Origin of the sequence: Duganella flavida (assembly GCF_009857445.1) — a bacterium.
In the GTDB taxonomy this organism is placed as follows: domain Bacteria; phylum Pseudomonadota; class Gammaproteobacteria; order Burkholderiales; family Burkholderiaceae_D; genus Rugamonas; species Rugamonas flavida.
Window position 1 is genome coordinate 81263 of record NZ_WWCN01000007.1, and the last position, 18968, is coordinate 100230.

Here is an 18968-nt window from a genome sequence, read left to right on the forward strand (position 1 = left end):
TGGCCACGCGACTCGGCGTCGTCGCTCCCGCGTAGGCGGGAGCCCATGCTGACTGTCCATATCCGACTCAGCATGGATCCCCGCCTGCGCGGGGATGACGGATCTTACTTGCTGTCTTTAACTTCTTTGAAGTCAGCGTCGACCACGTCGTCTTGTGGCTTGGCTTGCTCAGCACCTGGGGCTGCACCTTCAGCACCGCCGGCAGCTTGCTGCGCTTGCATGTCGGCGTACATCTTCTCGCCCAGCTTCTGCGAAGCGGTCGACAGTGCTGCCACCTTGGCGTCGATCTCGGCCTTGTCGCCCGATTTGATCGAGGCTTCCAGGTCGGTGATCGCCGCTTCGATCTTCTCTTTCTCGCCGGCTTCCAGCTTGTCGCCGTATTCGGTCAGCGATTTGCGGGTCGAGTGCACCAGTGCGTCGGCCTGGTTGCGCGACTCAGCCAGTTCTTTCACTTTCTTGTCTTCTTCAGCGTTGACTTCAGCGTCTTTCACCATCTTCTGGATTTCCGCTTCGGTCAGGCCCGAGTTAGCCTTGATCGTGATCTTGTTCTCTTTGCCGGTGGCCTTGTCTTTGGCGCCGACGTGCAGAATGCCGTTGGCGTCGATGTCGAAGGTCACTTCGATCTGTGGGGTGCCGCGTGCCGCTGGCGGGATGCCTTCCAGATTGAACTCGCCCAGGCCTTTGTTGCCAACCGCGATTTCGCGCTCGCCTTGGTAGACCTTGATGGTCACGGCTGGCTGGTTGTCGTCAGCGGTCGAGAACACTTGCGAGAACTTGGTAGGAATCGTGGTGTTCTTGTGAATCATCTTGGTCATCACGCCGCCCAGGGTTTCGATACCCAGCGACAGCGGGGTCACGTCCAGCAGCAGCAAATCTTTACGCTCGCCCGACAGAACCGAACCTTGGATCGCAGCGCCGACGGCCACAGCTTCATCCGGGTTCACGTCTTTACGTGGATCCTTGCCGAAGAACTCTTTGACCTTTTCCTGCACCTTAGGCATACGGGTCATACCGCCGACCAGAATGATGTCGTCGATGTCGGTGACTTTAACGCCTGCGTCTTTGATCGCGGTTTTGCATGGCTCGATGGTGGCGATGATCAGCTCTTCCACCAGCGATTCCAGCTTGGCGCGGGTCATTTTCAGGGTCAAGTGGACCGGCGCGCCGTTCGCCATGGCGATGTACGGCTCGTTGATTTCGGTCTGCTGCGACGACGACAGTTCGATCTTCGCGCGCTCAGCCGAAGCCTTGATACGCTGCAGAGCGATTGGATCTTTTTTCAGATCCAGACCGTTGATCTTCTTGAACTCTTCGATGATGTAATCGATGATGCGCTGGTCGAAGTCTTCACCGCCGAGGAAGGTGTCGCCGTTGGTCGACAGCACTTCGAACTGCTTCTCGCCGTCGACGTCAGCGATTTCAATGATCGATACGTCGAAGGTACCGCCGCCCAAGTCGTACACGGCGATTTTACGGTCGCCTTTTTCAGTCTTGTCCAAGCCGAACGCCAGAGCCGCTGCGGTTGGTTCGTTGATGATACGTTTGACTTCCAGGCCAGCGATACGGCCGGCGTCTTTGGTTGCCTGGCGCTGCGAGTCGTTGAAGTACGCAGGAACGGTGATGACGGCCTCGGTGACTTCTTCACCCAGGTAGTCTTCTGCGGTTTTCTTCATCTTGCGCAGCACTTCCGCCGAGATTTGCGGAGGAGCCAGTTTTTTGTCGCGTACGCCGATCCATGCATCGCCGTTGTCGGCTTTGGTGATCGAGTAAGGCATCAGGCCGATGTCCTTCTGCACTTCCTTCTCGTCGAATTTACGACCGATCAGGCGTTTGACCGCGAACAGGGTGTTCTTTGGATTGGTGACGGCCTGGCGTTTTGCCGGCGCGCCAACCAGAATTTCACCATCTTCTTGATAAGCAATGATAGATGGCGTCGTACGTGCGCCTTCAGCGTTCTCGATTACCTTAGGCTGACCGTTTTCCATAACGGAAACGCACGAGTTGGTGGTTCCCAAATCGATACCGATAATACGACCCATGATTTTTCTTCCTTATTTGCTAAAGTTCAGATGGTACTAATATGTGGAAAAGCTGTCTTATTTCAAGAGCTTATAGTTACTTGGCTTGCGCTGCGGTGACGATGGCCGGACGCAGCAGGCGGTCGGCAATCATATAACCCTTTTGCAGCACAGCAACAACGGTGTTGGCTTCCTGGTCGGCAGGCACCACGGCAACAGCCTGGTGCTTGTTCGGGTCCAGTTTTTCGCCTTGCGCCGGTTCAATGGCAATCAGGCGATTGCGTTCGAAGGCTGCGGACAGCTGCTTCAGCGTCATTTCAACGCCTTCCTTCAGCGATTCCAGCGTCGGCGCTTCGACTTTCAGAGCCATTTCCAGGCTGTCTTTCACGGGCACCAGCGCTTCGGCAAAGCTTTCTACCGCAAACTTGTGGGCCTTGGACACGTCTTCCTGGGCGCGGCGACGGATGTTTTCACCGTCGGCTTTGGCGCGCATGAAGGCGTCGTGCATGTCAGCCAGCTTGGCTTCGGTACCGGCCAGCTGCTGTTCCAGCGATGGCAAGCCTGCTTCCGGGGTCGATGGTTGGGCCGACGCAGCGGCTTCGGCCGCCTCTGGATTAGGTGGTACGGCTTGGTTTTCCTGATCTTGCATCTAAAGACTCCTACAATCGTATTTGTTTGACATTACTTTTGTTACCGCTGTGGCAGCAAATGGGGCAATAACCTACGATTTCAAGGGTTTATTTTGCCTGCCATTTCGACAACACGAGCTTGTATCAGGCGGCTATTTTAACAGGCTGGCACTCGTCACCCGCAAGTGCTGATTATGGGGTGACGGTGTGATTGTGGCGGGAATGTTGCTTTTCAGTCTGAGGCGCCGAGTTGCAAGGCGGCGACGCGGCCGGATTCTGCCTCTTTTTTCATCGCCTCGCGCTGGGATGGCGCCAGCTGAGTCGGCCAACCGATGATGTGCTGCTCGGCGATTTCGGCCAGCGCGGCAATCCAGGCCGGGGATTCGTTCAGGCAGGGAATGTAGTGGAATTCTTTGCCACCGTTGGTTTCGAAATCATGGCGAACCTCCATACTGATCTCTTCCAGCGTTTCCAGGCAATCGCTGATGAAGCCGGGGCAGATCACGTCAACGCGCTTGACGCCGTCGCGCGCCAGCTGGGCCACAGTAGGCGCAGTGTACGGTTGCAGCCACTCGGCCTTGCCGAAGCGCGACTGGAAGGTGACCACGTACTGGTCCGGCGTCAGCTTGAGGGCGGCGGCCAGCAGGCGCGCGGTTTTCAGGCATTCGCAGTGGTAGGGATCGCCCAGCATTAATGTGCGCTTGGGTACGCCGTGGAAGCTCATCACCAGCTTTTCCGGCTTGCCGTGCTGCTCCCAGTGGTTGAGCACAGATTGCTGGAGGGCGCGGATATAGCCGTCGTGGTCGTGGTAATTGCGGATGAAGCGCAGCTCGGGAATGTTGCGCACGGTGCCGTAGTGCTGGAATACAGCGTCATAGATAGAACCGGTGGTGGTGCCCGAGTATTGCGGGTAGGCCGGCAGCACCAGGATGCGCTCGGCGCCATCCGCCTTCAGTTTGCTCAACACTTCCGGCAGCGATGGAGAACCGTAGCGCATCGCCATCTCAACACTCAAATCCTGATGGCCGCGTTCGCCAAGCGCGCCGCGTAGATACAGCGCTTGCGCAGCAGTGTGCGTGCGCAGCGGCGAACCTTCGCGAGTCCAGATCGATTCGTACTTTTTAGCCGATTGGCCGGAGCGGAACGGCAGGATGATCAGGTTAAGAATAAACCACCAGACCGCACGCGGAATCTCAACCACGCGCGGATCGGACAGGAATTCTTTCAGGTAGCGGCGTACCGCAGAACGGGTCGGCGCGTCGGGCGTGCCCAGATTCACCAGAACGATGGCGCTACGGCCAACTGCGCCGTGCTTGTGATGAGGTTCTTTTTGAAAGGTCATAGATCAGGAAGCGAGAAGTTCGCGGGCGTGTTTGCGGGTGGTGGCGGTGATTTCGAGGCCGCCCAGCATGCGGGCGATTTCTTCGACGCGCGATTTGGAATCCAGCACGTCGATGCGCGAGGCGGTTTTGCCGTTGTCCAGCGTGCCCTTGGCGACCTGGAAATGCTGGCCCGCCTGGCTGGCCACTTGCGGCAAGTGCGTTACGCACAGTACCTGGCGCTCCTGGCCCAAGCGGCGCAGCAAGCGTCCTACTACTTCCGCCACGCCGCCGCCAATGCCGCTATCCACTTCATCGAAGATCAAGGTTGGCACGGTGGTCGCGTTGGAGGTGATCACGGAAATCGCCAGCGAGATACGCGCCAGCTCACCGCCCGATGCCACTTTCGCCAGCGACCGCGCCGCCACGCCGGCGTGACCAGCCACCAGAAACTCCACCTGCTCCAGTCCATACGCCGCCGGCTCGCATGCGTTCAGCGCGACTTCGAAGCGGCCGCCAGTCATGTTCAATTCCTGCATCGCTTTAGTGACGGCGTCGCCCAGCAACTGCGCGGCGCGCGTGCGCGTGGCCGACAGCTTCTGCGCTTCCGCCGTGTAGGTAGCCTTCAGCTTTTCTTCCTGCTTGCGCAAGCCTTCCAGATCGGTGGCATCGGCCAGTTGCGACAAACGCGTAGCCAGCTTGCTGTGCTCTTCTGGCAGCTCGTCTTCCAGCACGCGGAACTTGCGCGCTGCCGAATGGATCGCATCCATGCGCGCTTCCACCGTGCGCAAACGCGCCGGGTCCAGATCCACGCGATCCAGATAATCGTTCAGCGCATACACCGCTTCCTGCAGCTGGATGCGTGCCGGTTCGATCAAATCCACAATCGGCTGCAAGCCGCTATCGATATCGGCCAGCTTGCCCAGCTTCTGGTTCAGCGACGACAGCTGCGACAAAATCGGATGGTCCTCGGCTTCCGAGATGACGGCCAGCGCATCCTGCGCGCCCTCCATCAAACTGGCCGCGTGCGACAGGCGGCTCTGCTCATTGCTGACCTCCAGCCACTCGCCCGGCTTGACCGCCAGCTTTTCCAGCTCGTTGACTTGCCATTCCAAACGCTCGCGCTCATACAGCACGTTGGCCGCATTGGCCTCGAATTCTTCCAGTTGGCGTGACAGCGCACGCCATGCCTTGTAGGCAGCGGCCACGGAACGCGCCTCGCCGCCTGCACCGGCCTGGCCATCCAGCAGGTCGCGCTGCGCCTCGGTCTTCATCAGCGACTGGTGCGCGTGCTGGCCATGGATATCAACCAGCAGGTCGCCCAATTCGCGCAACTGCGCCGCCGTTGCCGCTACACCGTTGATATAAGCCTTGCTGCGGCCCGCGTTGTCGATCACGCGGCGCAGCAGCGCGCCGCCCTCCTCCACCGCAAATTCATTCGCCGCCAGCCACTCGCCGGCTTGCGCACTCGCCGCAAAATCCGCCGTGATGTCGGCCTTGGCCGCGCCTTCGCGCACCACGCTGGCATCACCGCGTCCGCCCAGCGCCAGCGTCAGCGCATCGATCAGGATCGATTTACCAGCCCCGGTTTCGCCGGTGAACACCGTAAAGCCGGCGGAGAATTCCAGTTCTATCGTATCGACGATAACGAAATCACGAATGGACAGGGTACGCAGCATGGAGACTTGTAGAAGTAGTTAAACGAGTTTGCCTTCACCGGAAGGGTACTCATTCCAGTGCAGTTTTTCACGCAAGGTGTGATAGTAGCTCCAGCCATCCGGATGCAGGAAGGTGATCGCATGCGGCGAACGCTGGATCACAATCCGGTCCTGCGATTGCAGGCTGGCGAAGGTTTGCATATCAAAGTTGACGCTGATGTCGCGGCCACGCACGATCTCAATCACGATCTCGCTGGACTCCGGCAGCACGATAGGACGGTTCGACAGCGCATGCGGCGCAATCGGCACCAGCACGATGCCGCCCAGCGCCGGGTGCAGCAGCGGGCCGCCGGCCGACAAGGCGTAAGCAGTGGAGCCGGTCGGCGTCGAGATAATCAGGCCGTCGGAGCGCTGGTTGTACATGAACTGCCCGTCCACATCGACGCGCAGCTCGGCCATGCCGGCACCGGTGCCACGCGAGACCACCACGTCGTTGACCGCCATGCCGACGTGGATCACGTCCGCGCCGCGCATCACGCGGCCTTCCAGCAAAGTGCGGCGTTCGGCCTTGTAGCTGCCGCTCAGGATGCGCGCCAACGCATCGTGCATGCCGTCTAGGGGAATGTCCGTCATGAAGCCGAGGCGGCCCTGGTTGATACCGATCAGCGGCACATTGAACGGCGATAGCTGGCGCGCGATGCCCAGCATGGTGCCATCGCCGCCCATGACGACGGCGGCGTCGCACTCGGCGCCGATGCCGGCCGCGTTCATCACGCGGCGGTCGTCCAGCTGCAGGCCGAGGTGGGATGCGGTCTGCTCTTCAAACACCACCTCGTAGCCGCCGTTTTCCAGGAACTCCACCACGCTGCCCACCGATTCAGCAATGCCGTCGGTATTCGGGCGCACGACCAGGGCGATGGTTTTAAAAACAGTGGACGTGAGGGTCATAAAAGTCTCGGCTTTCGGCTAGGGCGTCGTCACTGTACATTTAAACAGTGCCATGTGCAAGTTTAATGGCCGACCGTCAGGATGCCCATGCCAGCCGAAATCATCACCGCAAACGCCAGCGCCAGTATGTAGAACAGCATCAGCACCGACCAGCGCACGAAAGTGCCAAAGCGGCTGCTGTGGTAGACGCGCCGCATGGCCCATGGCAGGTAGCCGATCAGCCAGCACCACAGCAGGAACTGCAGCAGGCTGAATGGCGACAGCAGGACAGCACTGAACATCAGGAAGGCAAACGCATTGGTGTGCAACGCGAACAGCATATGCTCGCCGAAACGGCGGCCGGAGCCCAGATACAGCACCTTGAGCAGCAAGGCAAACACCGGCATCAGGCAGAAGATCGCGTACGGCGCATAGTGGTTCATGCCGTTCTTGAAGACCTTGACCTGCTCCTCCGGCGGCAGCTGGTTCAGCGCGTGCCACTGGCGGCGCAGCAGCGGCAGGCTGCTCAATTTGCCGTCGATGTATTCCTCGCTGATGTTGAGGTCCGCGTCGTTGCCATCCTTGGCGTCTTTGTCAGCTTTGTCGCCGCTATCGTTTTGCTCGGCCTTGGCGGCGCGGATGTCGGACTTGGCGTCTTCGGCCGCCATCTCGCTCATCGCATCAGCCAGCGCGTCGCGCGCGGCGGATTTGCTTGCCTCGCTGTCGGCGTCGTGCGGCTTGCCCGCCGCCGACACGGCCTGGGTGGCAATCGCCTGGCCGACGGTTTTCTTATCGCCGTGCGTCTCGCCGTCGCTGGTGAATTTTAGCAGCGCGAAAAACAGCACGCTGAAGGTCAGGTACATGCGCAGCGGCTGCACATAGCGCACGCGGCGGCCGCGGATGTATTCGTTGGTCAGTTCGCCCGGCATCAGGATCAGCCGCTTCAGCGAGCCCCACAGCTTGCCCTCCAGCGCCACGTAATGGCCGATGAACTCATGCAGGAACTCGCGCGTACTGGCGTGGTGCAGCACCGCCTCCTGCCCGCAATTGGCGCAGAAATGGCCGGTCAGCGGCGTTTCGCAGTTGGCGCAGTTATCCAGCTTGGCGGCAGAGCTCATGCAAAATATCCTGATGAAGAAATGTGGTCTAAATGATAAACGACTTTTCCTGCTGTTGTCAGAATTCAATCTGGCGACTGACGTAAAACCAACTTGCTAAGATGGCTTGAACCCATTGCGACGGAGACCGCCATGAAAGACCAGCACGTCAATACGGACGCCAAGGTAAAAGACGACGGCGTCAAACGCATGCCGCACGAGCGCGATGAAGCGCCTGACGACCAGGGCGCCAAGCCGCGCAGCATCATGCGCCAGGCCGCTGCCGACGTGGATAGCGGCATGGTCGATACCGACCTGCACAACCAGCGCGGCGTGGAAAAGCCGCGCAGCGACGCCAAGGCGCAACCGCAGCCCAACGTCAAGAGCGACTGAGCGAGGGAACAGCCATATGCGCTATGCCATTTCGCTGTTGCTCGCCGCCTGCGCGCCGCTGTTGACGCACGCCCAGTCCTTCCCGCCCGGTTTCGGGCCCAGCCCGCAGCTGCCCGAGCCTGAGCACAAGCTGATCCCGACCCTCAACGTGGCGCCGGCCGAACCGTTTTCAGCGCAACAGCGCCCGCTTGCACCGCCCGGCTTCAGCGTGACCGCCTATGCGCACGGACTCGATCATCCGCGCTGGCTGTACACGCTGCCGAATGGCGACGTGCTGGTGGCCGAAACTAATGCCCCGCCCAAGCCGGACGATAGCAAGGGCATCAAGGGCATGGTCATGAAGCAGCAAATGAAAAAAGCCGGTGCCGCCACCGAATCGGCCAACCGCATCACGCTACTGCGCGGTCTGGATGGCAAAGGCGAGGTGCAGAGCCGCAGCACCTACCTCACTGGCTTGCACTCGCCATTCGGCATGGCATTGGTCGGCAAAGACTTGTACGTGGCCGATACCGACGCCGTGCTGCGCTTCCCCTACCAGGAAGGCGCCACCAGCATCAGCACACCCGGCGTGAAGGTGATGGACCTGCCCGCCGGCACCATCAACCACCACTGGACCAAGAACATCATCGCCAGCCCGGACGGCAAATACTTGTACGTGACGGTCGGCTCCAACAGCAACGTCGGCGAAAACGGCATCGCAGCGGAAACCGGCCGCGCCGCGATCTGGCAACTGGAACTGGCCACCAATAAATCGCGCCTGTTCGCGACCGGCCTGCGCAACGCCAACGGCATGGGCTGGGAACCGCAGACGCACGCCCTGTGGACCACCGTCAACGAACGCGATGAGCTGGGCAACGACCTGGTGCCGGACTATATGACCTCGGTGAAGGAAGGCGGTTTCTACGGCTGGCCATACAGCTACTACGGCCAGCATGTCGATACCCGCGTGTCGCCGCAAAAGCCGGAGCTGGTGGCCAAGGCCATCGTGCCCGACTATGCACTGGGCGGGCATACTGCTTCGCTGGGATTGACCTTCTATGAATCGGCGCTGTTCCCGCAGCAGTATCGCGGCGGCGTATTCATTGGCCAGCATGGTTCGTGGAACCGCAAGCCGCACAGCGGCTACAAGGTGGTGTTTATCCCATTCAGCGGTGGCAAGCCGTCCGGGCCGCCGCAGGATTTCCTGTCCGGCTTCCTCAGCAGCGAAGGCAAGGCGCAAGGACGTCCGGTCGGCGTGACGGTGGACCGGCAAGGTGCGCTACTGGTAGCAGACGATGTGGCCAATGTTATCTGGCGGGTGGCGCCGTCGCCGACGCAATCGGCTGGGCGCTGATAAAATCCTTGTTTCGCTTCATCACCAACAAGGATTTACCATGCGCATCCTGCACACCATGCTGCGAGTCGGCGACCTGCAACGCTCCATCGATTTCTACACCAAGGTACTCGGCATGAAACTGCTGCGCACCAGCGACAACCCGGAGTACCAGTACACGCTGGCCTTCCTCGGCTTTGGCTCGAACCCTGACCACGCCGAGCTGGAACTGACCTATAACTACGGCACCACCAGCTACGACATGGGCACGGCCTACGGCCACATCGCGATTTCGGCGGAAGACATCTACAGCACCGCCGCCGCAGTGAAAGCCAATGGCGGCAATGTCACGCGCGAGCCGGGTCCGGTCAAGGGCGGCACCACCGTGATCGCCTTCGTTACCGATCCGGACGGCTACAAAATCGAACTGATCGAACGCAGCTTCGATGGCCAGGGCGCCGGCCTGTAAGTCGTCACACTGCGGCTGCGCCCAGCGCGGCGCAGGCCGCAATCACCATCAGGCTGACAGGATCCCGGCTGACATACAGCAGCGGATCCTCATTGACCTCGCCCCGGAACGACAACACCCACAAGCGCCCCAGCCACAGCATGGCCAGCGGCACAATACCGAACAGCCACGACGGATGGCGGTACAACTTGAGCACGTTCTCCGAATTAAAGTACAGCATAAAAATCACCACCGAGACGAAGGCGCTGTTCATGCCCAGCATGCCGATCGGCGCGCGGTCGGCGGTGGCGTAGCCGCGTCCGGAGGTTTTCTCCTTGCCCACGCGTTCCAGGTTGAACAACTCGCTGTGCCGCTTGAGCAGCGCCAGCGACAGGAACAGGAAGAAGGAAAACGCCAGCAACCAGAACGACGGTTCAATGCCCGTGGCCGCGCAGCCGCCCAGCACGCGCATGGTGTGCAGCAGCGCCAGCGTGACGGTATCGACCATCAGCAAGCGCTTCAGGTACATCGAGTAAGCGACGGTGGAGACGAAGTACACCGCTACCGCAGCCAGCAGCAGCCGGCCGTAGCAAGCGCACAAGGCCAAAGCGGCCAGCGCCAGCAGCACACTGACACCGCGCGCCAGCGTGGCCGACAAGGCGCCGCTGGCAATCGGACGATGGCGCTTGGTGGGGTGATGGCGGTCGTCTTCCGCATCCATCGCATCGTTGAGCAGGTAGGCGCTGGAAGCGCACAGGCAGAACGCCGCAAACGCCACCAGCGATTGCAACGCGGTGGCGCCGTTGATGGCGTGGCCGGCCAGCATCGGCACGAACACCAGCAGATTCTTCAGCCAATGGCGCGGACGCAGGCCCTGCCACAAAGCGCGCGCGGTGGACGGCTGCTGGCGCAGTTCGAATTCAGCGCTGGTCATGCCGGCACTTTCGCCGGCGTCCACTGCTCCAGCCGTGCTGCCAGCCACAAGGCGGCGAATGGCGCCAGCATTGGGTACAGGCCCCAGATGGCGCGGCCGTCGATGCGCACGCACAGCGCGGCGTACAGCGGCGGCAGCACCATCAACAACAGCAGCGATTTCAGCGGCTGCAGCGCCGGGGCGCTGGATGCAGAACCGCGCATGCCCAGCAGCGCCAGCGGCAGCACCAGCCCGGCCGCCGTCACCAGCGAGGCCAGCGAGCGCACGTCCTTCAAGGCGGTGATGACGGTGTAGATGCTCGGCGCCCACACATAGCTCGGCAGGCCGGGAATCAGCCACCAGCGCACCGCTACCATCCACGCGCCGGCGGCAGCCAGCGCCACCAGCCCCGGCATGATGGCGATGCGGCGCATGGCCAGCAGCCACACCAGCAGCAGGATGTTTTCTTCACGCACGGCAGCACCGGCGACGCCAGCCACAGCGGCCAACCACGGCTGGCCAGACAGCACTGCCAGCACGAAGGCAGCGCGGGCGCAGAGCGAGGCGGGGTCGGTCAGCAGGTAGGGCGCGTACCAAAAGGTGGGCACCGACAGTAGCAGCAGCAGGCCGGCGATGACTGCGCCTTTGCGGCCGATGCCTGCGCGCAGCGCGGCCAGCGTCATCATCACGGCGGTGGCGCTGATGCACAGCCAGTTGAGCAGGGCGAAGCTTTGGCGGGTGTCACCGGGTATCGCAGCAGCCAAGGCAGGCGCCAGCAAGCGGTATGGGAAAGGCGCGCGCAGCTCGCTCGCCGGGATTTCGCCGCGCAGGTAACGGGCGGTATTGAAGTATGCCAGCGAATCTTCCACCGTGCCGCCCCAGCGCCAGATCATGACCAGCAAGGCCAGCGCGGCAAAGCCGCCGATGAGGATGAGAAGTTGTTTGCGTGTCAGTGCTGCGGAGGTAGTCATGCGGCTTTAATGATTTGATAACGGACCGGATACTACCTCCTTCTTAACTTTTAGTCCATGCGCGCACATCGGCACCGTGATGTGTGCTCCTTACACCATGCCGCCGTTGGCACGCAGGGTCTGGCCGTTGATCCAGCTACCGTCCGGACCGGCGAGGAAGGACACGGCGCTGGCGATGTCTTCCGGCTGGCCCAGGCGCTCCAGCGGCGTCATCTTGGCGAGACGGTCGATCAGCTCCGGCGTTTTCCCGTCGAGGAACAGAGCAGTGGCGGTCGGTCCCGGCGCGACCGCGTTGACGGTGATATTCTTGCCACGCAGTTCCTTGGCCAGAATGGAGGTCATGGCTTCCACGCCGGCCTTGGTGGCGACGTAGGCCGAATAACCCGGCAGCAGCGTCCCCACCAAACTCGACGAGAAATTGATGATGCGGCCGCCCTGCTCCAGCTTGGCCGTGGCCTCGCGCATGGTATTGAAGCTGCCCTTGAGGTTGACGGCCACCAGGCGGTCAAAGGTGTCGTCATCGGTGGCGCCCAGCTGTGGCAGTTGCGGCGGCATGATGCCGGCATTGTTGACCAGCACGTCCACGCGGCCGAGTTGGGCGATGGTCTGCTCGAACAGCTTGCGCACCTCGGCCGCACTGGCAACGTCGGCCTGCACGGCGATGGCAGTGCCGCCTTGCGCGGCAATCGCGGCTACGACCTTGTCAGCCTCGGCCACGTTCCCGGCGTAGTTGACGACCACGGCAAAGCCGTCCTTGGCCAGACGCCGGGCGATGGCGGCGCCGATGCCACGGGATGCGCCGGTGATGATGGCTACTTGTTTCATGGTCTTGCTCCTTCGGATGTGTTTGGGATGTGTTCAGTATCCGCCTACACAAGGAATGAATAAATCCATGAAATTTGCTATGACTATGCAGTTTTCACTAATAATTAGGACAAAAAAATGCCGGCGCGAGGCCGGCATTGATCGAAGGTAAATCGTAGGTTTAGTGCACCAGCAGCGCGTTGATCGGCGCCAGGTCCGCTTCCTTCAGCGAGCCGGCCGCCGATTTCAGGCGCAGGCCATTCATGATGGTGTCGTAGCGGGCTTTCGACAGGTCTTTCTGGGTCGAGTACAACAGCTTTTGCGCATTCAGCACGTCGATGTTGATACGCACGCCGACCTGGTAGCCCAGCTTGTTCGAATCGAGCGAGGACTTGCTCGACACTTCCGCCGCTTCCAGCGCCTTGACCTGGGCCAGGCCGCTGGTCATGCCGAGGAAGGCCTGGCGCGCGGTCTGCGAGGCAGCGCGCTTGGTCGCTTCCAGGTCATTGCGGGCCTTGTCTTCCAGGGCGATGGTCTCGCGCACCTTGCTGGTCACGGCAAAGCCGCTGAAGATCGGGATGTTCCAGCTGACGCCGATGGCATTGTTGTTGATGGTACTGCCGCCGCCCGACTGGTAGGAGTGCGAGCTGCTGGCGATCAGATTGGCGGTCGGCAGGTGGTTGGCGCGGTTGCGCGAGATTTCACGCTTGGCGATTTCCACGTTCAGGCCGGCGGCCACCACCGAGTAGTTCTGCGTTTCAGCCGAGCTGATCCAAGGCTCCACGGCGGCCGGCGACGGCGGCGAGATCGTCACGCCGGTGCGCAGCGGCGCCAGGTCGGCGGTGCTCTGGCCGATGATCACTTGCAGCGCGGTGCGCTTGTTGTCCAGATCGTTGATGGCGGCAAATTCCTGCGCCACCACCAGGTCGTACGCGGCTTGCGCCTCGTGGGTATCGGTGATGGTCTGGGTGCCGACTTCAAAATTGCGCTTGGCCGAGGCCAGCTGTTCGGTGGTTGCCACTTTCTGCGCCTGGGTCGCGGTCAGGTTGTCCTGCGCGGTCAGCACGTCGAAATACGCTTGCGCCACGCGCACGATCAGGTCTTGCTGGGCTTGCGAGAAGGTGGCTTCGGCAGTGGCCTGGGCCAGCTTGCTTTGCTGGTAGGTTTCCCACGCGCCCCAGTTGATCAGCGGCTGCGACAGCGACACGGTGTAGCTGTTGGCGTGGTAATTGGTATCGCCCTTGACCATATTGCCGGTAAAGGCTTCGGCGGTGGTCAGGTCGCCGGAGTTGCGGGTATTGGAACCGCTGGCCGACACATTCGGCAGCAACACGGAGCGCCCCTGGGTGATGCGTTCCTGGCCGGCGGCAAGCGATGAGCGGGCGCCGGCGTAAGTGGCGTCATTGGCCAGTGCTTGCTGGTACACCTGGAGCAGGTCGGCCGCCTGTGCGTTGAGCGTCAAAAAGGCGCTGGTGATCAGCACGGCGATAAGGGGTCTCTGCATTGCAATCTCCGTTGGAGTCATCAAAAAAGTTGAACAAATCAAAAACACTACTTAGCGCCGCGCCGGCCGGCAGCGCGGCGGCCAGTTAATACTTGGCCATCGTGCTATCGACTTGCAGCGCCCAGGCGTGGATGCCGCCGGTCAGGTTGACCATCTTGCCGAAGCCATTACGCTCCAGGAAGGCGGCCACCTGCATACTGCGCGCACCGTGATGGCAGATGCAGACAATCGCTGCATCCTCATCGAGGTCGTCAATGCGCGCCGGGATGGTATTCATCGGGATCTGGACTGAGCCGTCGATGCGGCAAGTCTCGAATTCCCAGTTTTCTCGCACGTCCAGCAACATCGGGCTAGGACGGGCGTCGTCTGCCAGCCAGTCGGCCAGTTCCAGCGCGGTGATCTGCTGCATGGCTAACCTTCCCGCTTAAAACTTGAACTGCGACGGCGCTGCTGCCGAAGCCAGCGCTTTCACGTTGGTTTCAAACAGGGTGCGGGTGTCGTAGCCAGCTTCGCCGGTGCGGGTGATCAGCTGTGCCTTCATCGCCGGCGCCTGGCCGATGATGACTGCCAGGCGGCCGCCCACTTTCAATTGTTGCAACAGCGCTTCCGGCAGCACCGGCAGCGAACCGGACACCACGATCACATCGAACGGCGCGCCGTTGGTCCAGCCTTGCGCGCCATTGCCCTGCTCCACGGTCACGTTGGTGACGCCGTTGTCAGCCAGGTTCTTTTCCGCCAGTGCTTTCAGTTCCGGCGACAGTTCTACCGCCGTCACCTTCTGCGCCTTGTGGCCCAGCAGTGCCGCCAGGTAGCCGGAACCGGCGCCGATCAGCAGCACGGCTTCGTGCTTTTTCAGGCCCAGGTCTTGCAGCAGCCGGGCTTCAATCTTCGGCGCCAGCATCAGTTCGCCGCCAGGCAGCGGAATTTCGATGTCGGCAAAGGCCAGCGCCTTGTGCGCGGCCGGCACGAAGTTTTCACGTTTGACAACGTGCAGCAACTCCAGCACCTCGGCGTCCAGGACGTCCCAAGGACGGATTTGCTGTTCGATCATGTTGAAGCGGGCTTGTTCGATATTCATCTTATGACTCATGTCGGGATTAAATAATCCGTCATTTTATCGTTGAACTGGCATGGAGGCACATATTAACGATTCGACGGGCCGTTCGCGGGAAATTGCGACAGGTTGCAGTTTAAGGGGGGTGAACCTGCGAAAATGGCAAGCTGGACGGAAAAGTACAGGGTAGCACTCACGGTTTGGGCGCTTCCAGGCCAACCAGGGTGGTGCTGATAAAGGTGTCCAGGAAGGCGTGCGGGTCGACCGGCGGCATCTCGCAGGCCGGCATGATGGAGCGGTTCCACATCATCAGCATCATCACCGGGGCGATCAGCACCTGGGTCATGATGGCCGGATCGACCGGGCGGAATTCGCCGCTGGCGATGCCGCGCTCGAGCACGCCGGTGATCAGGGCGCTGCCACGCGCCACCACTTCTTCGTTGTGGAACTTGACCAGCTCGGGGAAATGATGGCCCTCGACCAGCATCAGCTTGGTGATGCCGGCGATCGGCGTGACGCAAATCCGCTCCCACCAGCGCATCAGCAAGGCACGCAGCAGTTCGCTGCTGGGACCGTCGAACACCGCCGCATCCTGCTCGGCCTCGCCGATGGTGGCCACGATGGTTTCGCGGATCACCGCCTTGAACAGTTCTTCCTTGTTGGTGAAATACAGGTACAAGGTGCCCTTGGACACGCCGGCGTGCTTGGCCACGTCCTCAAGACGCGTGGCGGCATAGCCACGCTCAACGAACTGGTCCAGCGCAGCCGCCAGCAACTCCTGCGGCCGCGCATCTTTGCGCCGCTCCCAGCGTGGCTTGGTATCCTGAGTGGCTTGCATGGGTGTAATGACAGTAACTTACTTGTGAGTCATTAATATAAACGCAAGCCGGGACAGCGTCAAGCAAGCTGATCTTAGAATGCCACAGCCTTGGCGCGCGTCACCATCTTCAAGCGGGGTGCAGCACTGGCCGCCGGGCGCGCTCTGGGCGGCAGGGCATGCTGCTGATCCAGCACGAACTTGCCTACCACGCCCGCCAGTTGCGCAGCCTGCCCCTGCAAGGATTCCGCCGCCGCTGCCGACTGTTCGACCAGCGCCGCATTCTGCTGGGTCACCCCATCCATCTGGATCACGGCCTGGTTGATCTGCTCTATCCCCAGGCTTTGTTCGCGGCTGGCGGCGGTGATTTCGGTAATGATGTCGCTCACCCGCCGCACGCTCTCCACCACATCCGTCATGGTCGCACCGGCCTGGTCCACCAATTGCGAGCCCGACTCCACCTTGCTGACCGAGTCACTGATCAGGGTTTTGATTTCTTTCGCGGCAGCAGCGCTGCGCTGCGCCAGGTTGCGCACCTCCGACGCCACCACCGCAAAGCCGCGGCCCTGCTCCCCTGCGCGCGCCGCCTCGACCGCCGCGTTCAGCGCCAGGATATTCGTCTGGAAGGCGATGCCGTCAATGACGCTGATGATCTCCACGATTTTCTTCGAGGAGTCGTTAATCGCGCTCATGGTATGCACCACATCGGCAATCACCAAGCCGCCGCGGCTGGCCACCTCCGATGCGGTACGGGCCAGACTGTCGGCCTGGCGGGCATTGTCGGCATTCTGCTTGACGGTGCTGGTCAGTTCCTCCATTGACGACGCGGTTTCTTCAAGCGAACTGGCTTGCTCCTCTGTGCGCGACGACAAGTCCAGATTGCCGGCGGCAATCTCTTGCGATGCGGTGCTCATGGTGTCGGTACCGGCGCGGACCTGGCTGACAATCGCCTGCAGGCTGTCGTTCATCGCCTTCAGCGCGCCCAGCAGCATGCTGGTTTCATCGCGGCCACTGACCTCGATCCGGCTGGTCAGGTCGCCGGCAGCCACGGTCTGGGCGATTTCCACCGCGCGGTTGATCGGCACGGTAATGCTGCGGGTAATCAGCTGGGCCAGCACGATGCCAAACAACACCGCCACCACCGTGATCACGATGACCATGTTGCGGGCGAATGCATAGTTAGCGCTGGCGGCCTCCGTCAGCTCTTCGTTCTGGTGCCGCTCCGATGCGACCAGCGCCGCCAGGCTCTTGCTCCAGCCCGCTTGTATCGGCAGCAGCTCGCCCATCAACAGCTTGATCGCCTCGGCATTTTGGTTCGCCTGCCCCAACTCCTGCACTTTCTGCATGAGCGGCCGGGCCGCAGCGGCGCGGTCCCTGATGTCGCCCGTCAGCTGGGTTTCGTCAGCCTGGAGGCCATACTCCTTGAACGTGGCGCTGAGCTTTTGCTCAGCCTCATCGTACTTTTTCAGTTGCTCGGCCACCCGCTCCACCTGCGCCTGCATCTGCGTGCGGTCTTCCAGCAAGACGATATTGCGCAGCGCGATCATGCGGTCATCCAGGCTCATTTTCATGTCCGACGCCAAATTTGCCTCGACATCATTGGCCTTGGTGATCTCGATCATCGCTTGCTGCATGGAAGCCATACGGCTGAGCCCCATGATCGCCACGCCCACCAGCATGCAAAGAATGATAGCGAACGCGACAGAGAGCCGAGGGCCAATTTTAAAGTTGCTGAGTGACATTTTTCTACTCCTATGCAAGGGGATTTGCAGCGGCGGGGCTAGGCCGTAGATGAGGTGCCGCGTTGGAGCACGGCGGCGATTTCTACAAGAATTGCAAAAAATCGATGGGGATCGTCAAGCGGTTTGGGGCGTGACGATGCTATGGTCGCAGTTTACAGTAATTTCCACTCGGAAACACAGCCTTTCCAAAATGATAGAGTCCGGCGCTACGGTTCTTAAGCCGTCGTATCGGTGGAATGGCCTAGCGTCTTTTGCCAGTAGCCGACATCCAGCCAGCGGCCAAATTTGAAGCCGACTTCACGGAACTGCGCGACCTGCTGGTAGCCCATTTTCTCATGCAGGGCGACGCTGGCGTCGTTCGGCAAGGCGATGCCGCCAATGACCAGATGACAGCCGCGTTCGGCCAGCTGCGCCAGCAAGGCCCCGTACAAGGCCGAGCCCACGCCCTGCCGCGCCGCCTCGGGCGCCAGGTACACCGAACTCTCCACTGAAAAACGATACGCATGCCGCACGCGCCATTTGGTGGCGTAGGCATAGCCCATCACCTTGCCGTCCTGTTCCGCCACCAGCCACGGCAAGCCGGCCGCCTGCACATCGGCGATGCGCTGCGCCATCGCCGCGTCCGTGACCGGCTCTTCTTCAAAACTGATGGTGGTGTTGAGGATGTAGGGATTGTAGATGGCGGCAATGGCCTTGGCGTCGTCGGCGTGAGCGGGGCGTATCGGCATGAATTCTCCTCTGGTAGCCACATGATAATCGCGATGCGTTGCGCGCGCTTTACTAAACACGGTCCAAAACGCAGAGATTGGTTGAAAGATCGCCAATCCAGCGGTACATTTTTCGTCACTAAAAACTAAAAATGGAGACACTATGCCTACTCGTCGCGGATTTATCGCGGCCGTGGCGGGCTTGGCGCTGGCCAAGCCGTCACTCGCCCAAACGCAGCCTTTGGTGGTGTATGACGATGAACTGAGAAACGGCTGGCAAAGCTGGAGCTGGGCCAAGGTCGACCTGGCCGTGCCGGTCAGTGGCGCCAAGCCGATCAAGGTGCAGGGTGACCCGTGGAGCGCGCTGGCGTTGCACCACGACGCCTTCTCCACTGCCGGCTACACCAAGCTCACCTTCACCATCAACGGTGGCGCCCAGGGCGGCCAATCGCTGATGATCAAGGCCATGGTCGACGGCAAGCCGGTCGATTCCAGCTTCGTCATCCAGCCCAAGGCCAAGACCTGGACCCAGGTCGAAGTCCCGCTCAAGGAGCTCATCGCCGAAGGCAAGACCATCGACGGCATCGCCTGGCAGGGGCAAGCCAACGCCTACAGTCCCTACTACATCACCCGCATCCAATTCGAATAAGCCCGG

General features: G+C 61.2%; 19 protein-coding genes. 4 read left to right on the plus strand and 15 right to left on the minus strand.

Annotated elements, in window-relative coordinates; genetic code table 11:
* Positions 1–104: 104 nt before the first annotated feature.
* From dnaK to GTP46_RS12665, 6 genes are all read right to left on the minus strand, one after another.
* Positions 105–2039 (minus strand): molecular chaperone DnaK, encoded by a 1935-nt coding sequence (dnaK, locus tag GTP46_RS12640; RefSeq protein ID WP_161006994.1) that lies wholly within the window; start codon positions 2037–2039, stop codon positions 105–107.
* A gap of 76 nt (positions 2040–2115) precedes the next feature.
* Positions 2116–2667: a nucleotide exchange factor GrpE gene (grpE, locus tag GTP46_RS12645; protein ID WP_161006995.1), complete on the minus strand. Its 552-nt coding sequence runs from the start codon at positions 2665–2667 to the stop codon at positions 2116–2118.
* A gap of 212 nt (positions 2668–2879) precedes the next feature.
* Positions 2880–3989 carry a ferrochelatase gene (gene hemH / locus GTP46_RS12650; RefSeq protein ID WP_161006996.1) on the minus strand — a complete coding sequence of 370 codons (1110 nt, stop codon included), beginning with the start codon at positions 3987–3989 and terminating at the stop codon, positions 2880–2882.
* Positions 3990–3992: 3 nt separating this feature from the next.
* Positions 3993–5645, minus strand: a complete 1653-nt coding sequence (recN, locus tag GTP46_RS12655) for a DNA repair protein RecN (protein WP_161006997.1) — start codon at positions 5643–5645, stop codon at positions 3993–3995.
* Between the two features lie 18 nt (positions 5646–5663).
* Entirely contained in the window at positions 5664–6572 is a 909-nt protein-coding gene (locus GTP46_RS12660; RefSeq protein ID WP_161006998.1) for an NAD kinase, read from the minus strand.
* A gap of 62 nt (positions 6573–6634) precedes the next feature.
* A complete protein-coding gene (locus GTP46_RS12665; protein WP_161006999.1) occupies positions 6635–7669 on the minus strand; it encodes a DUF3667 domain-containing protein in 1035 nt (344 codons plus the stop codon).
* Positions 7670–7801: 132 nt separating this feature from the next.
* On the opposite strand from GTP46_RS12665, the gene GTP46_RS12670 reads away from it, so the two are divergent.
* Genes GTP46_RS12670 through gloA form a run of 3 tightly spaced genes read left to right on the plus strand, consistent with a single transcriptional unit; the run spans position 7802 to position 9822 of the window.
* A complete protein-coding gene (locus GTP46_RS12670; RefSeq protein ID WP_161007000.1) occupies positions 7802–8041 on the plus strand; it encodes a hypothetical protein in 240 nt (79 codons plus the stop codon).
* 16 nt (positions 8042–8057) lie between these two features.
* The gene (locus GTP46_RS12675) at positions 8058–9374 is read left to right on the plus strand and encodes a PQQ-dependent sugar dehydrogenase (RefSeq protein WP_161007001.1); all 1317 of its coding nucleotides are present in this window, start codon (positions 8058–8060) and stop codon (positions 9372–9374) included.
* Positions 9375–9414: 40 nt separating this feature from the next.
* Positions 9415–9822, plus strand: a complete 408-nt coding sequence (gene gloA / locus GTP46_RS12680; protein WP_161007002.1) for a lactoylglutathione lyase — start codon at positions 9415–9417, stop codon at positions 9820–9822.
* Between the two features lie 4 nt (positions 9823–9826).
* On the opposite strand, the gene GTP46_RS12685 is transcribed toward gloA, so the two are convergent.
* From GTP46_RS12685 to GTP46_RS12725, 9 genes are all read right to left on the minus strand, one after another.
* Positions 9827–10735 (minus strand): UbiA family prenyltransferase, encoded by a 909-nt coding sequence (locus tag GTP46_RS12685; protein WP_161007003.1) that lies wholly within the window; start codon positions 10733–10735, stop codon positions 9827–9829.
* Positions 10732–11685 carry a hypothetical protein gene (locus GTP46_RS12690; RefSeq protein WP_161007004.1) on the minus strand — a complete coding sequence of 318 codons (954 nt, stop codon included), beginning with the start codon at positions 11683–11685 and terminating at the stop codon, positions 10732–10734. The genes GTP46_RS12685 and GTP46_RS12690 overlap by 4 nt, the downstream gene beginning before the upstream one ends.
* Before the next feature lie 90 nt (positions 11686–11775).
* The gene (locus tag GTP46_RS12695) at positions 11776–12510 is read right to left on the minus strand and encodes an SDR family oxidoreductase (RefSeq protein WP_161007005.1); all 735 of its coding nucleotides are present in this window, start codon (positions 12508–12510) and stop codon (positions 11776–11778) included.
* Positions 12511–12670: 160 nt separating this feature from the next.
* Complete coding sequence (locus GTP46_RS12700; RefSeq protein WP_161007006.1) at positions 12671–13993, minus strand: TolC family outer membrane protein; 1323 nt, start codon at positions 13991–13993, stop codon at positions 12671–12673.
* A gap of 85 nt (positions 13994–14078) precedes the next feature.
* A complete protein-coding gene (locus GTP46_RS12705) occupies positions 14079–14402 on the minus strand; it encodes a rhodanese-like domain-containing protein (RefSeq protein WP_161007007.1) in 324 nt (107 codons plus the stop codon).
* 15 nt (positions 14403–14417) lie between these two features.
* The gene (locus GTP46_RS12710; RefSeq protein ID WP_161007008.1) at positions 14418–15071 is read right to left on the minus strand and encodes a protein-L-isoaspartate O-methyltransferase family protein; all 654 of its coding nucleotides are present in this window, start codon (positions 15069–15071) and stop codon (positions 14418–14420) included.
* Between the two features lie 169 nt (positions 15072–15240).
* Positions 15241–15885 (minus strand): TetR/AcrR family transcriptional regulator, encoded by a 645-nt coding sequence (locus GTP46_RS12715; protein WP_161007009.1) that lies wholly within the window; start codon positions 15883–15885, stop codon positions 15241–15243.
* A gap of 74 nt (positions 15886–15959) precedes the next feature.
* The gene (locus tag GTP46_RS30190; RefSeq protein WP_161007010.1) at positions 15960–17606 is read right to left on the minus strand and encodes a methyl-accepting chemotaxis protein; all 1647 of its coding nucleotides are present in this window, start codon (positions 17604–17606) and stop codon (positions 15960–15962) included.
* A gap of 215 nt (positions 17607–17821) precedes the next feature.
* Positions 17822–18334, minus strand: coding sequence for an arsinothricin resistance N-acetyltransferase ArsN1 family B (locus tag GTP46_RS12725; protein WP_161007011.1), 513 nt, complete (start codon positions 18332–18334; stop codon positions 17822–17824).
* A gap of 142 nt (positions 18335–18476) precedes the next feature.
* Between GTP46_RS12725 and GTP46_RS12730 the strand changes: the two genes are divergently transcribed.
* Positions 18477–18962, plus strand: a complete 486-nt coding sequence (locus GTP46_RS12730; protein ID WP_161007012.1) for a hypothetical protein — start codon at positions 18477–18479, stop codon at positions 18960–18962.
* Positions 18963–18968 lie beyond the last annotated feature (6 nt).

Coding starts and splice junctions, on each gene's coding strand:
- GTP46_RS12665 (WP_161006999.1), bottom strand. CDS start 7,669: ATGAGCTCTGCCGCCAAGCTGGATAACTGCGCCAACTGCGAAACGCCG.
- GTP46_RS12730 (WP_161007012.1), top strand. CDS start 18,477: ATGCCTACTCGTCGCGGATTTATCGCGGCCGTGGCGGGCTTGGCGCTG.
- GTP46_RS12725 (WP_161007011.1), bottom strand. CDS start 18,334: ATGCCGATACGCCCCGCTCACGCCGACGACGCCAAGGCCATTGCCGCC.
- hemH (WP_161006996.1), bottom strand. CDS start 3,989: ATGACCTTTCAAAAAGAACCTCATCACAAGCACGGCGCAGTTGGCCGT.
- GTP46_RS12695 (WP_161007005.1), bottom strand. CDS start 12,510: ATGAAACAAGTAGCCATCATCACCGGCGCATCCCGTGGCATCGGCGCC.
- GTP46_RS12685 (WP_161007003.1), bottom strand. CDS start 10,735: ATGACCAGCGCTGAATTCGAACTGCGCCAGCAGCCGTCCACCGCGCGC.
- dnaK (WP_161006994.1), bottom strand. CDS start 2,039: ATGGGTCGTATTATCGGTATCGATTTGGGAACCACCAACTCGTGCGTT.
- GTP46_RS30190 (WP_161007010.1), bottom strand. CDS start 17,606: ATGTCACTCAGCAACTTTAAAATTGGCCCTCGGCTCTCTGTCGCGTTC.
- GTP46_RS12660 (WP_161006998.1), bottom strand. CDS start 6,572: ATGACCCTCACGTCCACTGTTTTTAAAACCATCGCCCTGGTCGTGCGC.
- grpE (WP_161006995.1), bottom strand. CDS start 2,667: ATGCAAGATCAGGAAAACCAAGCCGTACCACCTAATCCAGAGGCGGCC.
- GTP46_RS12715 (WP_161007009.1), bottom strand. CDS start 15,885: ATGCAAGCCACTCAGGATACCAAGCCACGCTGGGAGCGGCGCAAAGAT.
- GTP46_RS12710 (WP_161007008.1), bottom strand. CDS start 15,071: ATGAATATCGAACAAGCCCGCTTCAACATGATCGAACAGCAAATCCGT.
- GTP46_RS12690 (WP_161007004.1), bottom strand. CDS start 11,685: ATGACTACCTCCGCAGCACTGACACGCAAACAACTTCTCATCCTCATC.
- GTP46_RS12705 (WP_161007007.1), bottom strand. CDS start 14,402: ATGCAGCAGATCACCGCGCTGGAACTGGCCGACTGGCTGGCAGACGAC.
- GTP46_RS12700 (WP_161007006.1), bottom strand. CDS start 13,993: ATGCAGAGACCCCTTATCGCCGTGCTGATCACCAGCGCCTTTTTGACG.
- GTP46_RS12670 (WP_161007000.1), top strand. CDS start 7,802: ATGAAAGACCAGCACGTCAATACGGACGCCAAGGTAAAAGACGACGGC.
- gloA (WP_161007002.1), top strand. CDS start 9,415: ATGCGCATCCTGCACACCATGCTGCGAGTCGGCGACCTGCAACGCTCC.
- recN (WP_161006997.1), bottom strand. CDS start 5,645: ATGCTGCGTACCCTGTCCATTCGTGATTTCGTTATCGTCGATACGATA.
- GTP46_RS12675 (WP_161007001.1), top strand. CDS start 8,058: ATGCGCTATGCCATTTCGCTGTTGCTCGCCGCCTGCGCGCCGCTGTTG.